This is a genomic window from Erwinia tracheiphila (genome assembly GCF_021365465.1).
Lineage (GTDB): Bacteria > Pseudomonadota > Gammaproteobacteria > Enterobacterales > Enterobacteriaceae > Erwinia > Erwinia tracheiphila.
In genome coordinates, this window is record NZ_CP089932.1 from 1983286 (window position 1) to 1998419 (window position 15134).

The 15134-nt window shown below is 46.4% G+C and carries 9 protein-coding genes, 1 tRNA gene and 5 pseudogenes; 5 read left to right on the forward strand and 10 right to left on the reverse strand.

What is annotated here, in order from left to right; translation table 11 throughout:
* Positions 1–17: 17 nt before the first annotated feature.
* The 8 genes and pseudogenes from LU633_RS10530 to LU633_RS10565 form a co-directional block, all read right to left on the reverse strand.
* Positions 18–2975: pseudogene (locus LU633_RS10530) on the reverse strand (type III restriction-modification system endonuclease).
* A gap of 9 nt (positions 2976–2984) precedes the next feature.
* Positions 2985–3437 (reverse strand): annotated as a pseudogene (locus LU633_RS10535) (site-specific DNA-methyltransferase); the annotation flags it as partial.
* A gap of 37 nt (positions 3438–3474) precedes the next feature.
* On the reverse strand, positions 3475–4683 hold the full coding sequence (locus LU633_RS10540) for an IS256 family transposase (protein ID WP_046371917.1): 1209 nt from the start codon (positions 4681–4683) through the stop codon (positions 3475–3477).
* A 55-nt stretch (positions 4684–4738) separates the two neighbouring features.
* Positions 4739–6364 (reverse strand): site-specific DNA-methyltransferase, encoded by a 1626-nt coding sequence (locus LU633_RS10545; RefSeq protein ID WP_046372279.1) that lies wholly within the window; start codon positions 6362–6364, stop codon positions 4739–4741.
* A gap of 179 nt (positions 6365–6543) precedes the next feature.
* Positions 6544–7815, reverse strand: a complete 1272-nt coding sequence (locus LU633_RS10550) for a tyrosine-type recombinase/integrase (RefSeq protein WP_016192886.1) — start codon at positions 7813–7815, stop codon at positions 6544–6546.
* 169 nt (positions 7816–7984) lie between these two features.
* Positions 7985–8060, reverse strand: a tRNA-Asn gene (locus LU633_RS10555).
* Between the two features lie 340 nt (positions 8061–8400).
* Positions 8401–8993 (reverse strand): annotated as a pseudogene (locus LU633_RS10560) (hypothetical protein).
* A gap of 436 nt (positions 8994–9429) precedes the next feature.
* Positions 9430–9618, reverse strand: coding sequence for a hypothetical protein (locus tag LU633_RS10565; RefSeq protein ID WP_016192885.1), 189 nt, complete (start codon positions 9616–9618; stop codon positions 9430–9432).
* 126 nt (positions 9619–9744) lie between these two features.
* On the opposite strand from LU633_RS10565, the pseudogene LU633_RS10570 reads away from it, so the two are divergent.
* Positions 9745–10053: pseudogene (locus LU633_RS10570) on the forward strand (IS481 family transposase); the annotation flags it as partial.
* A 143-nt stretch (positions 10054–10196) separates the two neighbouring features.
* Here LU633_RS10570 and LU633_RS10575 read toward each other — a convergent pair.
* A complete protein-coding gene (locus tag LU633_RS10575) occupies positions 10197–10853 on the reverse strand; it encodes an epoxyqueuosine reductase QueH (RefSeq protein ID WP_016192883.1) in 657 nt (218 codons plus the stop codon).
* 207 nt (positions 10854–11060) lie between these two features.
* On the opposite strand from LU633_RS10575, the gene LU633_RS10580 reads away from it, so the two are divergent.
* The 4 genes and pseudogenes from LU633_RS10580 to LU633_RS10595 form a co-directional block, all read left to right on the forward strand.
* Entirely contained in the window at positions 11061–12431 is a 1371-nt protein-coding gene (locus LU633_RS10580) for a DNA cytosine methyltransferase (protein ID WP_232426932.1), read from the forward strand.
* 121 nt (positions 12432–12552) lie between these two features.
* Complete coding sequence (locus LU633_RS10585) at positions 12553–13023, forward strand: very short patch repair endonuclease (protein WP_016192881.1); 471 nt, start codon at positions 12553–12555, stop codon at positions 13021–13023.
* Between the two features lie 114 nt (positions 13024–13137).
* Positions 13138–13404 (forward strand): hypothetical protein, encoded by a 267-nt coding sequence (locus LU633_RS10590; RefSeq protein ID WP_016192880.1) that lies wholly within the window; start codon positions 13138–13140, stop codon positions 13402–13404.
* A gap of 17 nt (positions 13405–13421) precedes the next feature.
* Positions 13422–13870: pseudogene (locus tag LU633_RS10595) on the forward strand (DUF808 family protein); the annotation flags it as partial.
* Between the two features lie 34 nt (positions 13871–13904).
* On the opposite strand, the gene LU633_RS10600 reads toward LU633_RS10595, so the two are convergent.
* Positions 13905–15113, reverse strand: a complete 1209-nt coding sequence (locus tag LU633_RS10600; protein ID WP_016192878.1) for an IS256 family transposase — start codon at positions 15111–15113, stop codon at positions 13905–13907.
* Positions 15114–15134 lie beyond the last annotated feature (21 nt).

The window sequence follows — 15134 nt, forward strand, 5'->3', positions numbered from 1 at the left end:
CCTCTTGGCCTCCTTCCTTATATGCTGCTCACAACCTCATTTATATTGGTAGAGCGCATGTATCTAGCAGGATTAATCATCTGCTCTTTGAGTGAGATAAAATGCGCATTGCCACAAGTTATTTTCGCATCTTCTTCATTACCAAGACCAATGTGTTTACTTTTTGTCTCAACAAAGTAAATATGGTTTTCACCATTGTCTTCAATAACTAAGGCCCAGTCAGGATTGTAGGTTCCCAGTGGCGTCGGGATTTTGAACCAGCTGGGAAGTTTTACATAAAGCTTAACTTCATCCTGTTCTTCGAGTTCCTGAGCGAAATGGCTTTCGACTTCAGAATCTTTAGGAACGTATTCGTAAACTGATTTAGACGAGGTTTCGAAAAGATTACGGGCATATCCAGTTAGCTCTTTATCCATAAAGAGATTTTGTGCATATACGTCACTTTTTAGTGGATAATATTTAATACCATCAACAATAGACAGGCGTTTGCAATAGTTGATTCTGCCTATAGCTTCACTGATAAATTGTTGTGGATTTTTAGCAAAATCAGCGAGTCTTCCGCTCTCTTTCAGTATGGTGCTTAAGCTGCGTCTTGTCAGTCCGGTTTTTTCCTGCAGAACACCAAGAATATCTGGCAGCGGTTGTTCAGCAACATCAATAACAGAGCTTGTTGTCCCATTAACCTGAGCTTTAACATCAAGACCTGACTGGCTTTGTTTGATTGTTGCTTTGCTGAAACTGACCATTGCTTTTGCTACAGGCTGCATTTCAGAAAGTGATTTCGTACAGGATTTCATCAATTCATCTTCATCAAATGACAGTCGGTAGCGTGTTTTTTGACTTATTCTCTGCCATAACGCTTCGAATTCCGGGCTATTTAAGACTTCTTTCCGGTATTGGATTGTTTTGCGCTCATCAGCATTATTAATGTTTAGTCGTCCTGCTGATTTACGTAGAATGATTTCAATTTGCTCCTGAAGGGGAAGGAACCTTTCGCTAACAGCAAAAGTGCCATCGAAAAGAGTTTCTTTCAGGGTTTTGGTGATTTTTCCCGATTTTTCCAGATAACCTTCAGTCTGTAGTTCAGACCAGATATCATGTGAACCGGAAATACCTACACTTTGCGAGGAATCAGAGAAGATCAGATGGGCAAACGCATCTTTTTCGATAATACCAAAACGGATACCTGTTTCGTTCTCAATTTCGCTCTGTAGTCGTTCGGCATAGGCTTCATAATTTTCACTGGCAACGACTGTCAGAATGTTAATGCTGTCATCACGAACACGTTCACCCTCTTGGTTAACGCACAGGCGAAGACCACGGCCTAATGTTTGACGACGTTCTCGTTCACTTCCCATTTCTCGAAGGCTACAGATCTGGAATACATTGGGGTTATCCCAGCCTTCTTTCAAAGCAGAGTGTGAAAAAATGAACCTCACCGGATTGGAGAAACTCAAAAGCTTCTCTTTATTTTTCATTATGAGGTTATAACCGCGCTCTGCATTTTCGCGGCCTGCATTATTGCTTTCGCTTGTTTCAGCCCATGCACCTTTTTTATCAATGGAGAAATAACCATCGTGAACGTCTTTAGCTTGTTCTGGATGAGAAGGGAGCAAATCTTTATAAGCGGGGCTTTTGATGGCTTTGAGATATTCTTCTTCAAAGATACGGGCATATTCACCCGGTTCACGCAGTCCTTCTTCATTGGTCTTGCGATAGAAATCAACCTTATCAATGAAAAACAGGGTAAGGACCTTGATTTGCTGAGTATTCAGGCGAAGTTCTTTATCGAGATGTTCACGGATTGTACGTCTAATCATATGTCGCTGGATGAGCATTGGGTCAATATCACCGACGACATCACCGACTCTCATGTAGTAAGTATCAGAAGGCGTTTCCAGTGTAAGGTAACCTTTCTTGCCCGTACGGATCTCGCTTATCCGGTATCCCTGATAAATATCACGTCCTGTTTCGTCATCAAGTGTCATACCGTCATATACGATAATCTCAGAACGATTAACGTTCCCTTTTTTATCAGCTATATCAACAAGAACAGTACCACTGATAATGTTTTTCTTACTGTTAATACTAACCAGCTTCACATAGGGGCTGTTGCTTGCATTCTGTACTTCAAGCCCGGCAACTTCGATCTGTTTGACCAGTTTTTGATTGTAAGCGTCAATGGCATCGAGACGATACACCATATGATGTTTATGCACATGTGTTGCTGAATAACGTAAGGTGAACATGGGATACATAGCATCAAGTGCGGTTTTACCCGCACCATTCAAGCCACCATCAACACTTTGTGGCTCATCGACGATAATAATCGGACGTGTAGCCCGGATCAGGTCAATTGGCTTATCCAGATCATCAACGGTCGTTTTTTCACTGGACTGATAGAGCTTGTTAACGTCTTTTTTGTTAATCGCACCCACCGTCATTACCATGATCTGCATAACAGAACTGGTTGCAAAATTTCTGACATCGGCAGGTTTTGCAGAATCATACAGGTAGTATTCGTATGGAATGCCCGCATAGAGACTTTTGAAGTGTTCTTCAGTGATTTGTAGCGTTTTATAAACGCCTTCCTTGATGGCAACGGAAGGAACCACAATGATAAATTTACTCATGCCATAGCGTTTGTTCAGCTCCAGCATGGTGCGGAGATAAACATACGTTTTACCTGTCCCTGTTTCCATTTCAACAGTAAAATCATGACTGTCAAGCACAGATGAAGGAGGAAGCTGATTTTTCAACTGAACACTGTTTAAGTTTTTCAGCAGAACATCATCTTCGGGTATTTGTGGGTTAACACGCATTGGACCTGTTGCGCCTTCAAATGAGAGTGCGCCCTGAGCTGGGGCCAGCACAGTCATTTCACTTTCTCATTTCTCCTGGCCTTCAAACAAATCGCATACCGATTTTATAGCGTTTTTCTGATATTTAAGGTCAGATTCAAAATGTAGTTTCATCTCATTCCCTTACAGGCTGTGCAGGTTAGTCAGACCATGTTGTTCAAGAATGGCGCAAAGATTTGTTTTAGCAACGTTATTTTCAAATGCGTTATCAAGGAAATAGCAGACCGTATCTTTGCCAGCCTTCAAGCTCTTATGCCAGTCGATGATCCCCCCGGTCAGTTCTTCGACTGAAGATGCAGAGATTTGATTAGCAAAGCAGGTAAACAATTTGCCAGCGTCAACACAAGAAACGGTCAACCCATCAAATTGTCGGGTTTCAATGTTTACACTCAGGTCAATGCCACGCTTAAGCATTAACTCTGTAAGCAAATCTTCTTCACTACGGTCTTCAAGGATTGGGCTTACATAGGCATCAAGCTGTTCAGAGAGGGTTTCTGCTGTGGCTTCCCACGGTCGGATGTTAGATGTATCAAGTTTGAATACGCGAAAACCAACATCTCCATACCATTCTGGATTATGACCCTGTAAATAATTCTGTGTATCTGCCACCGTATTAAAGGTGATCGCTCAGGCGGTCACCAAACTCGATAATAAAGCGACTCATTGCCAGCCGCCAGTTCTGGATCGGCATACTCCATTTTTTCGAGGCCGACTGGATTGCCAGATATATCACCTTGCGCACTGAGTCATCTGTCGGGAACACTTTGCGTTTCTTTATCGCTGCCCGGATAACGCTGTTCAGCGACTCGATGGCATTCGTGGTGTAGATAGCCTTACGTATATCTGGTGGATAACCAAAGAACGTATTGAGATTTTCCCAGTGTGCACGCCAGCTTTTGCTGATTTGCGGATATTTGTCGTCCCAGACATCAGCGAACTTATCCAGGGCCATCAGCGCTGCTGCTTCTGTCGGAGCCTGATAAACCGCTTTCAGACCGCCAGTAACGGCTTTATAGTCCTTCCATGACACGTATTTCAGGCTGTTGCGTACCATGTGAATAATGCACAACTGGATATGCGTCTGCGGGTACACGCTGTTTATCGCATCCGGAAAGCCCTTAAGGCCATCCACGCAGGCAATCAGGATATCCTGGAGACCTCGATTCTTCAGCTCAGTCAGCACGCTGAGCCAGAACTTCGCACCTTCATTTTCTGCGAGCCACATGCCCAGTAATTCTTTCTGGCCTTCGGTGTTAATACCCAGAGCAAGGAATACGGCTTTGTTAATTACAGTGCCACTGTGGCGAACTTTTACGACAATACAGTCAAGATAAACAATGGGATACAGAGCATCCAGCGGACGGTTTTGCCACTCAGATACCTGCTCTTTCACCGCATCAGTGACTTTCGATATCAGCGTGGGTGAGACGTCCGCATCGTACATTTCTTTGAAGGTGGCGACAATCTCCCGGGTGGTCATGCCTTTTGCATACAACGACAGGATCTGACTGTCCATCTGCGTAATACGTGTCTGATTTTTCTTAATAAGCTGAGGTTCGAAGGTGCTTTCACGATCACGTGGTGTACTGATTTCAATCTCACCATCGTCGCACAACAACGTTTTTGACGAATAACCATTGCGGGTATTTGAGCCTGTTTTGGGTGCGTTCTTTTCGTGTCCGATGTGGTCAGTCAGCTCAGCATTGAGCGCAGTTTCAACTGTAAGCTTCGTCAGCATGCGGGAAAACTGGTTGAGATCGGCTTCGGTTTTCAGCCCCTTAGCCAGTTCAGCCGCAAGGGCTTTGAGTCTTTTTTCGTCCATAATTACCTGTCTCCGTTATCGAAATGAAGATATCAAAAACAGGCAGATACACAATTTAAATTACAGGCTCTGGATTATCTTTACGAACTTTTTTACCTGCACGGCGAAGGCGTTCTTTTGTTATTTCATTTATCTTAGCTGGCTTTTTAAGATCATTTAAAAACGCAATGGCTGGTTTTACACCTTCTGATTTAGGATCAATAGTCTCTGGTAATTGAACGAGAATGAAACGGATGTTCTTATTTTCCTTAACATTCAAATCATATACGGCATGTCCCGTACTTCCAGAACCAGCAAAAAAATCTAGGATGATGTCGTCTGATTTTACATTGATATATGAAAACCATCTAATAAGTGTTTCTTTATCTTTAGGATTATTAAAAACCTTACTTCCAAATAAAGAACTTAACTCCTTGGACGCTTGTAATGCACTTCGATAGAAGTAGCTTCCAGCTACCTGAATAGGCAAATCTTCGTTTTGCTCATCGGAGCCATCTCCATCATCCTCTGGTAGATCATCAATCTCTACAAGATAGGTTTTTCTGATTGGTGGTTCAGAATGATCATCCCGGAATACAACTTTGCCGAGTTTTATCATTTCAAGCATTTTATCGAGTGTACTATAACGCCAGCCGTCTTCAGGAACAGCACATGGTAATTCTGTCTTAGGGTGTATTAGATCATACTTCGGACCATCACCGCCGGGCCATGACATATTATCATCTCGCCATACACCACGGTCATCTACTTTATTGTAGCGCATATGTTTTTTCGATGGATGGTTCGAGGGAAGACTCTCGTAAAAATTACGAATTCCACTCTCAACAGCATCATTATCAGTACCATATTTTTTTCTAAGTTTTAAGTACTCGTCAAGAATCTCTTGTGCTCCGGGTTTTGCTTCTCGCCATCTTACTTCTTTTTTAAGAAGATATGATTTATTTCTTGCATAAGCCAGAATGTATTCATGACCTAAAGAAATAAGTTTGGCATCGTTTTTACGTCCTTTCTCCCAAATTAATGTTGCAATGAAATTTTCACTTCCAAATATTTCATCACATATTTCTTTCAGGTTGTATAGCTCTGAGTCATCTATGGAGATAAATATTACGCCATCTTTAACGAGCAAGTTATGAGCGATTTTTAATCGTGGGTAGATCATATTTAACCAGTCAGTATGATAACGTCCGCTGGTTTCAGTATTTGTGCTTAAACGCGTACCTTCTTCTGTTTGTCCTGTGATTTCAAGATAATTTTTCATATTATCTTGGAATTTATCAGAATAAAAAAAATCTTTCCCGGTGTTATAAGGCGGATCGATGTAAATAAGCTTAACTTTTCCCGCGTAGCTTTTTTGTAGAAGCTTTAACACTTCAAGGTTATCACCCTCGATCATCAGGTTCTTGGTGTTATCCCAATCAACGCTTTCATCTTTACATGGGCGTAAGGTGCCACGGGAAGGGGTAAGAGCAAGCTGACGGGCCTGACGCTTACCATGCCAGTTCAGGCCATAGCGTTCTTCTTTTTCGTCTACATTTTCACCCAAAAGATGTTTTAAAACGTCAAAATCAATGCCGTTTTCATTAAAGGCTTCAGGAAACAAAGAGTTAAGTTTGCTGATATTATCTTCAGTGATATTCATTGATTGTAGTTCTGTCATATCAGAAGTTATTTTTTTCATAAAAAGTATCCGTCATGAGGTCACGGGAAAGCAGTGTCCGAAATTGGTAAGCATTTTACGGTATGAAGTGATAGCCATCAACCAGTGGTGGCTATTCAAACACATTCAAAACAAAGGGTTACATGCGGTTATGTGATGGGTTATCAAGCAGTTAGCCGTAATTTTCTAACTCAAAGTGTTCACCTCTGGGCAAACTCAAACGGTCTGACCATACCGTTGATGTTGGCATCAAGGAAATCAGCCCACCACTGCAACATCAGGCGGCGCTGGTCAGGGTGCCTGGCTTTATGGGTATAAGCTGCACGGACGCTGTTGCTTTCTTTGTGGCTCATCTGAAGCTCTACAGCGTCTTCTGACCATAAACCGGACTCAATTAAGGCACTACAGGCCAGTGTGCGGAAACCGTGACCACAAATGTCCTGCCGGGTATCGTAGCCCATCTTACGTAGTGCCTTGTTTATGGTGTTTTCACTCATTGGCTTGAAGCTGTCATAGCTGCCTGTGAAGATGAAACCATCATCATTGCCATCTTCACAGGTGAGCTGTTTAATTTCTTTCAGCAACACGATTGCCTGACGGCAGAGAGGGATGAAATGCTTACGCTTCATCTTGGTGCCACGACCTGAATATTTCACGCCGTCGATGACTTCCCGCTGTTCGGGGATAACCCACAGTTTGCTTTTGAAATCGATCTCTGACCATCTGGCGAAACGCAGCTCGCTGGAACGAACAAACACCAGCAGGTTAAGTTGAATCGCCAGTGTGGTCAGTCTGCGGCTTTTGTAGGCATCAATACGTTCAAGTAGCAATGGGATCTCTTCAAGCTCCAGCGCCGGGCGGTGTTCAGTTTCTGATTTCTGAATGGAACCTTCCAGATCGTAAGCCGGATTATAACGTATGAGCTGCTGTTGGACGGCATAGCGTAGAATGGACGTCACGTATTGCTTAACCCGCGTGGCAACTTCGAGATAGCCAAGTGCTTCTACTTTTTTTATGGGGACTAACAGATCGCCAGTGGCAAGCTCGGTAACGTCTCTGTTGCCAATATCCGGGAAGATATAGGTTTCAAGGCGGGTCAATACGCTATGACGATAATCTTCAGACCATTTCTTCTTGGTAGCAAACCACGCTTTGGCAACGACCCTGAAATAACGGGTGTTGTCGCGTTTGGTTTTCAGCTCTTTAACTTCGGCCTGTTTCTTGGCGTTAGGAGCGACTCCCTGAGCAAGAAGTCTTTTAGCTTCATCACGGCGCTGTCTTGCATCAGCAAGTGAAACAGCAGGGTAAACACCGATAGAGAAAAGTTTTTGCTTCCCTTCGAAGCGGTAAGCCATCTGCCAGTATTTAGAACCCTTAGGGGTAACGCGAAGGAACATACCAAAGCCATCAGTCAGCTTGTATTCCTTATCGAGAGGTTTGGCGTTTTTTACTTTGGTATCAGTAAGTGGCATAACGGCATCCCCCGCTTGTTGGTAAAAACGCAATCGAACTACCATTACCAACATTTTTACCAGCAAATGGGTATGGCTTCGAGTGGTTTTTAGTGAACCTGAAGAAGAGGGTAACCAACTGATATAAATGCAGAAAACAGACTTTATGAAACGTCTGCTGACCTAAATATGGCTCCTCTGACTGGACTCGAACCAGTGACATACGGATTAACAGTCCGCCGTTCTACCGACTGAACTACAGAGGAATTGCGTTGATGGGCGCATAATAACGGTAGTTTTTAGTGCTGTCAACCCCGTAAACACGTTAGCATTCAATTGCCTATCTTTAAAACATTACTGGGTAAATAGTGAGCATAAGAATGTTTATTACTTTGCTTTCCGGCAGGCCAGAACAATTAACGTTATGTTTCAAATGGCAGCATCCTGTACTAATAAGCACGGAATGCCGCAACTTATCATTATGCTTTAATGACTTAAGCAAAATGGCAGGTGAGTTTGCAATCCAGAAGGAGAACGTGGACCTGCCACACAGGCTTTATTTTAAAGCCTGTGTCCTGTCACATCTTTCAGGTAACAGGGTCGTTTTCACACCCGGGCGAATTCAATTACCCATACCCACGGATTGACTTCCCAACTGGTTCCCCCGTATTGCTGCGACCAGTGCTGGCGGTAAGCTTCTTTCGGGCACGGGGCTGTATACCTTCTGCAGCGATATCATCATTGCTAATCTCTTGTATCCTTTCCAGACGAATATCACAAATCTGCAGATTTATCCGGCTGGCCCAGCGAGGCATATGAATACCGGCCTGCCAGCCAAATTGCTCCTCGTCATTGGGGTCAAACTGGTTGCTGTCAGCACGATATTGGCAATAGCTGGCTGATTTAAACCGTGACGGTGTACGCTCATATTCTGTTATGTCCTGCTGAGAGATCATTGGCCCACGCTAGGTTTCTCTGACCCAGAGACGATCGCCCGGTTGCCCATAGGGACAGTGGTTATAGATATTTCCCATATCAATTACACGGTTGCCCAGTAACTGATTATTCAGCACGTCAATACCATAGCAACCTTCGTGATTATCGTGGCCGGGACCAAAAAGTTGTGACTTCATGATACGCCGGGTTTGACTCTGTTGTCCTGAGAGCAGCGCTCGCACCCGTTGGCTGTTAAATAGAATCGGGCGCTATTTCATGTTAAAACCTCTGTTACTTTTTTAATGGTGATGTTTTTAGTCTCAGAGCCAGCACGGGCTGGAGTGTTTCATTACCATACTGCTGTTGAACTTATCTGGCTTAGTATGGACCTGCCCGGGCTGGCTAATAACCATCAGGAGAGTATGAGATTATCCAGAAAAATATCATGAGTTCGGATGGCAGTCTGATTAATAGAATCAGCAAATTTGATTTAAACGATTTAAGGTCTCATAAACATTTAAATGAATCGCATAAAAAAGCCTGTGCTAATTTAATTACATTCGGTGCGCCATTTTCTAACATTCTCAATATTTCATGGTAATTAAATCTCGTAAAAGCGGGTATGCCAGTATTTACAATAAATTACAAATATGAAGTGCAGGCCAACGGCCGTCTTTTTTGACGTGTACACGTGACAGATTAATCCCCGGCGTCCCGCAGGCGGGTGAGCGCAGCCGTATCGTGGCGGTGCTCCAGTATGGCGCTGGCGACCATTGCCGGAGGTGGGTCCATGGGTTTGAGCATCTTCATCCAGTCCCATTCACGCTGTGAAAGCTTGTCCGCGGCAACGGAGAGCAGGATGGTATCGATGCTTTTACGGGTCATCATGGGGAAGACTCTGAGCAAAATATGTAGTCAGATCATACATATTCAAATCACTGTGTGACAACTCAGAGTCAGGCAGATGGCGCAGTTTTCAGTTCGCGGCCGGCCGGCTGCCCTGTTCATACAATACAGCATGATTATCAGCTTTATCTGGCCATCAACGATATCGGCCATACAAAAACGAAGGCGATGTCCCCGCAGACCAACGGTATTTGCGGGCGGTTCCATAAAACCATTTTGCAGGAATTTTATCAGGTTGCGTGCCGCAAGACGTTATACGGGGGCCTGGAAAGCCTGCGGTCAGATCCGGATAAGTGGTTGTGGCATGACAATAATGAGCGAACTCATCAGGGAAAAATGTGCTGCGGGCGAACACCGATGGTCAGGTTACCTGATGGAAAACGGGTCCGGGCAGAAAAGGAGCTGAACCAGATGTAATCTGACAGACACCTGTATAAATAACCGGTAACTGTCAGATCAGGTCTGAGCGGGTACATTTTACCGCCTCAAAATTACCACCAATCCGGTAAAATCAACTGACTTTTGCCTTGCTCAATCGGGCAAGGCACCTTCAGCATGGCCTATTTTTGTTCATCACCGTAGTAAAGCTTCCCCAGCTTTATTAAAGGTCGTCCCTGACTTTTACGATGCAGGTTGGTGTCGCGCAGAGAATAAACGCAGCCACAGTATTCCTGCTGATAAAACCGCTCACGTTTACTGATTTCCACCATCCGCGCGGAACCGCCATTTTTGCGCCAGTTGAAATCCCAGTAGCTGAGTCCCGGATACGGTGATGTTGCCCGAATGCCGCACTCATTAATCTGCTGCATGTTTTTCCAGCGTGAAATGCCAAGGCAGCTGGTCATCACCGGGAAACCGTGTTCATGCGCATACAGTGCGGTGCGTTCGAAACGCATGTCAAAACACATTGTACAACGAACCCCACGCTCCGGCTCCCATTCCATACCTTTTGCGCGCTCAAACCAGTTATCGGTATCGTAATCGGCATCAACGAAGGGCACGTTATGCTTTTCGGCAAAGCGAATATTTTCTTCTTTGCGCAGCATGTACTCTTTTTGCGGGTGGATGTTTGGGTTGTAGAAAAAAATCGTGTATTCAATACCCCCAGCCTGGATAGCCTCCATCACTTCACCGGAGCAGGGTGCACAGCAGGAATGGAGCAGTAATTTATCGGCCCCGCCAGGCAGGGTGAGCAGTGGACGTGAGATTTCGCTCATGGCGTCAGATTCCATTAATCAGTTAAAACCGGGACAGTGTAAGAGGCGCGGAAGCCATTGTCACGGCAAGGATAACGCAATGGTTATGCCAACCCGCGAGTAGAACGCCTGGCACAACAGAAATGAGATGATAGACTACATCGGTCTATTTCTGATAACCGGATGATTATGAGCGAGTTAAAGCACATTGCCGTACCGCCAGCCAATATGATTAATCAACAGGAGACGCGTTCTGAACAGCATCACCAGCTGATGTTACAGGTGCTGGAAATCTATGATGCGAAAACGGTTGCTGCGATGCTCTCAGAGGTAAGCGGGTGTAAATGGAATCGTGAAACAGTAAATCGCTGGCTGAAAGAAGACGCGATCCCGGAGCGGTTGACCCAACAAGAGATGCGTTCGCTAAAAAACCTGTTGCCTGCTCCACCAGCGTATCATCCGCATTATGCTTTTCGTTTTATCGATCTTTTTGCCGGTATTGGCGGTATTCGCAGTGGTTTTGATGCGATCGGTGGTCAATGCGTATTTACCAGCGAATGGAACAAATATTCTCTGAAAACCTATCGGGCGAATTGGTATTGCGACCCAGACACTCACATTTTTAATAGTGATATTCGTGACGTTACCCTGAGCAACAATCCTGCAATTGATGAGCAGCAAGCCTATCATCACATCCAGCAGGGGATTCCCGATCATGATGTGCTGCTGGCAGGTTTTCCCTGCCAGCCGTTTTCTCTGGCAGGCGTGTCAAAAAAAAATGCGCTGGGTCGTGCGCATGGTTTTGAATGTGAAGCACAGGGTACGCTGTTTTTTGATGTCGCGCGGATTATTACCGCGAAAAAACCGGCAATCTTCGTCCTTGAAAACGTGAAAAATCTTAAGAGTCACGATCGGGGAAAAACGTTCCGTGTCATCATGGATACCCTTGGTGAACTCGGATACGACGTGGCGGATGCCAATCATCACGGTACGCCAGACCCAAAAATCATCGAGGGGAAATATTTTCTGCCGCAGCATCGTGAGCGCATTGTGCTGGTGGGTTTTCGCCGTGATTTGCAACTGCCGACATTCAGTCTGAGCGCGCTTGCCGGTTTGTATCCGCAGCAACGCATACCGCTACGGGATTTGCTTGAGCCAGCGGTGGAAGAGAAATATATCCTCACGCCGACGCTATGGAAGTACCTTTATAGCTATGCAAAAAAGCATCAGGCAAAAGGCAATGGTTTTGGCTATGGTCTGGTGGACCCCCAAAAAGAAAATAGTGTTGCGCGCACGCTGTCAGCCCGCTATTACAAAGATGGCTCGGAAATTTTGATTGACCGCGGGTGGGACCGGGCTCTGGGTGAAGCTGACTTTGATAATCCACAAAATCAGCAAAGACGACCTCGCCGCCTGACGCCAAAAGAGTGCGCACGTTTAATGGGCTTTGAAACTCCAGGCGGCATTCCTTTTCGCATTCCGGTTTCTGATACTCAGGCATATCGTCAGTTTGGCAATTCTGTTGTCGTCCCTGCATTTGCCGCTGTGGCAACGCTTTTACGCCCATGGATTGAGCAAGCGGTGCGCGCGCGTCAATAAAATCAGGCTAAAACCTTTGGGCAACGTTATCCAGATGCAGAACGGGATGGGCGCGTTTTTATCCGAATAATCCTTGGTCTGGTATGTCGCGGCACTATACTTAGCCAAAAAGGATGATGATATGGCTGATGTACATTCTTCTGCCACTCGTAGTAAAAACATGCGTGCCATTCGTACCCGCGATACCGCTATTGAAAATCGACTGGCGGCATTGCTGGCGGCGCTGGGCTTCAGCTATGGTGCCCAGGATAAGACGCTGCCGGGCACGCCGGATTTTGTGCTGACACAATATCAGAGCGTTATTTTTGCGCATGGCTGTTTCTGGCATCACCATAACTGTCATCTGTTCAAAGTGCCGGCAACGCGCACAGATTTCTGGATGAATAAAATTGACGGTAATGTTGCGCGGGATCGGTGTGATATGGCTGCGCTCAGTGCGGCAGGTTGGAAAGTGCTGGTAGTATGGGAATGTGCCCTGCGGGGCAAAATGCGCCTTAATGAGGCTGAAATGAGCACAAGGATTGAAGAGTGGGTTTGTGCCGGAGAGGGCAATAGTGAAATCGATTGTGCGGGCATAAGGCAGCGTCTGTAAGTGACCGTGCAGGCTGGGCCATCAGTGACTGAAACGGTATGATAATTTAACATTTTTACATATTACGTTCATAATTGTTCCACTCCTCTTTTTACACTGAGGTGCCACGTAAGCATGGCCAGCATCAAACTTACAGTCAGGCGGCTTTACAAAATCAGCGGTGAGCACATGGTAAGCACCGAGGCCGTTGCGCGCATTTACGTGGGTGACAAGCTGGTGGCAACCGAGGAGATTTCAGGTATGACCGAAAGTCCGGTTAGCAAGTACCTGCACCACAGTGAAGCTCAAGGGCAGTCGGTAACAGTGCAATGGCAGTGCGACGGCATTGCGGATATGGCAGTGGCAGAAATGCAGATATGCCCCTGCTGCCAACATGATTAAGTAAAAGGAACACAATTTTGGCAGGAAGTAGTTTACTTACGTTACCTGATGACATTGCTACTTTACTGTATGATATTTCAGTCATGGGGAAAGTGGCGGTAAAGAAAACTGCCGATGTTCCTGGAGACGATCTGTCGTTTAACGCCCGACAGGTCAGCGGGGTGAACGCTAATCGTGAACTGCCGGTGGTATGGGGGGCGAAAGGCTCCTTTCTGAATAAGTTGATTCTGGTACCGCTTGCTCTGGTGAACAGTGCTTTGGCCCCCCTGGGGAATTACGCCACTGCTGATGATTGATGGGGCTTATCTTTGTTATGAGGGTATGGAAAAAGTGGTTCACAGCCTGCAAAGACAGATTGCAGAAAACCGAGGAGGTGAGGTAGCAGCGACTGTACAATCTCGGTAACGAGCAGGCTGCCGCTTATGAAAAAAAGAAAATCAAAGGTGTTGTTCGCACCGATTTCATTGACCCTGTACACGATTCTGTGTAAATGCCTTTTCTCAGTAGTGGCCGTCCGGGCGGTCACCGAACCCGATAATAAAACGGCTCATCGCCATACGCCAGTCCCTCAGTGGCATCCTCCATTTCTGTGATGCGGCCTGGATTGCCAGCCACACCTCCTTTTTCACTGCGTCGTCCGTCGGGAACACCTTCCGTTTCTTGATGGCATCCCGGATCACGCTGTTCAGCGACTCGATGGCGCTGGTCGTGTCGAGCGTCTTGCGGATGTCTGCCGGGTAAGCGAAGAACGTCAACAGGCTGGCCCGGTTTGCCTGCCAGCTCCGGCTTATCTGCGGGTAGCGGCTGTCCCGGGCACCGGCGAACGCTTCCCGCGCCCGCTGATCTGCTTCTTCCGTGGTGGCCTGACAGATGGCTTTCAGGTCACGGGTGACGGCTTTGTAGTCCTCCCAGGAGACGAACCGCAGACTGTTGCGCACCATATGCACGACGCACAGCTGGACGCGGGCCTGCGGATACACCGCGTTGATAGCGTCCGGGAAGCCCTTCAGATCATCAACACAGGCGATGAGGATATCGTTCAGGCCGCGATTTTTTAATTCGGTCAGCACATGGAGCCAGAACTTCGCGCCCTCGTTTTCGGCCAGCCACATACCCGGCAGTTCTTTCTGGCCTTCGATGTTGATACCCGGGGCAAGGAACACGGATTTATTGATGACGCGACTGTCCTGCCGGACCTTCAGGACGATACAGTCAGGGTAAACGATGGGACAAACGGCATCCAGTGGCCGGTTTTGCCATCCGGTGACCTGCTCCATGACGGCATCAGCTACCTTTGAGACCAGCGCTGGCGAGGCATCGGCGTCATACAGCTCTTTGAACGCGGACGCTATCTCGCCGGTGGTCATCCCTTTGGCGTACAACGATAAGATCGGGTTATCCATCCCGGTGCTCCGGGTCTGGTTTTTCTTCACCCGTTGCGGTTCAAAGGAGCCATCACGATCGCGCGGTGTACGCAGCTCCGGCGGGCCATCGCCGGTGGTCACTGTCTTTGTGGAATAGCCGTTGCAGGCGTTGGTCGCCGGTTCTGGCTGATTTTTATCGTCGCCGGGGGGACGGGTCATTTCGGCGTTGAGCGCCGCCCCGACACTGATTTTTTTCAGCAGGCGCTCAAACTGGCTGAGATCGTCAGGGGTTTTGAGATTTTTGTCCAGTTCGTTAGCCAGGGCCTGCGACTGTTTTTCGTCCATAAATTAACCTGCTTTTGATGC

What these genes read in the sequence shown, in the direction of transcription:
- LU633_RS10590 (WP_016192880.1), top strand. Translation starts at nt 13,138, where the DNA reads ATGGCCAGCATCAAACTTACAGTCAGGCGGCTTTACAAAATCAGCGGT.
- LU633_RS10540 (WP_046371917.1), bottom strand. Translation starts at nt 4,683, where the DNA reads ATGGACGAAAAAAGACTCAAAGCCCTTGCGGCTGAACTGGCTAAGGGG.
- LU633_RS10585 (WP_016192881.1), top strand. Translation starts at nt 12,553, where the DNA reads ATGGCTGATGTACATTCTTCTGCCACTCGTAGTAAAAACATGCGTGCC.
- LU633_RS10550 (WP_016192886.1), bottom strand. Translation starts at nt 7,815, where the DNA reads ATGCCACTTACTGATACCAAAGTAAAAAACGCCAAACCTCTCGATAAG.
- LU633_RS10565 (WP_016192885.1), bottom strand. Translation starts at nt 9,618, where the DNA reads ATGATGACCCGTAAAAGCATCGATACCATCCTGCTCTCCGTTGCCGCG.
- LU633_RS10600 (WP_016192878.1), bottom strand. Translation starts at nt 15,113, where the DNA reads ATGGACGAAAAACAGTCGCAGGCCCTGGCTAACGAACTGGACAAAAAT.
- LU633_RS10575 (WP_016192883.1), bottom strand. Translation starts at nt 10,853, where the DNA reads ATGAGCGAAATCTCACGTCCACTGCTCACCCTGCCTGGCGGGGCCGAT.
- LU633_RS10580 (WP_232426932.1), top strand. Translation starts at nt 11,061, where the DNA reads ATGATTAATCAACAGGAGACGCGTTCTGAACAGCATCACCAGCTGATG.
- LU633_RS10545 (WP_046372279.1), bottom strand. Translation starts at nt 6,364, where the DNA reads ATGAAAAAAATAACTTCTGATATGACAGAACTACAATCAATGAATATC.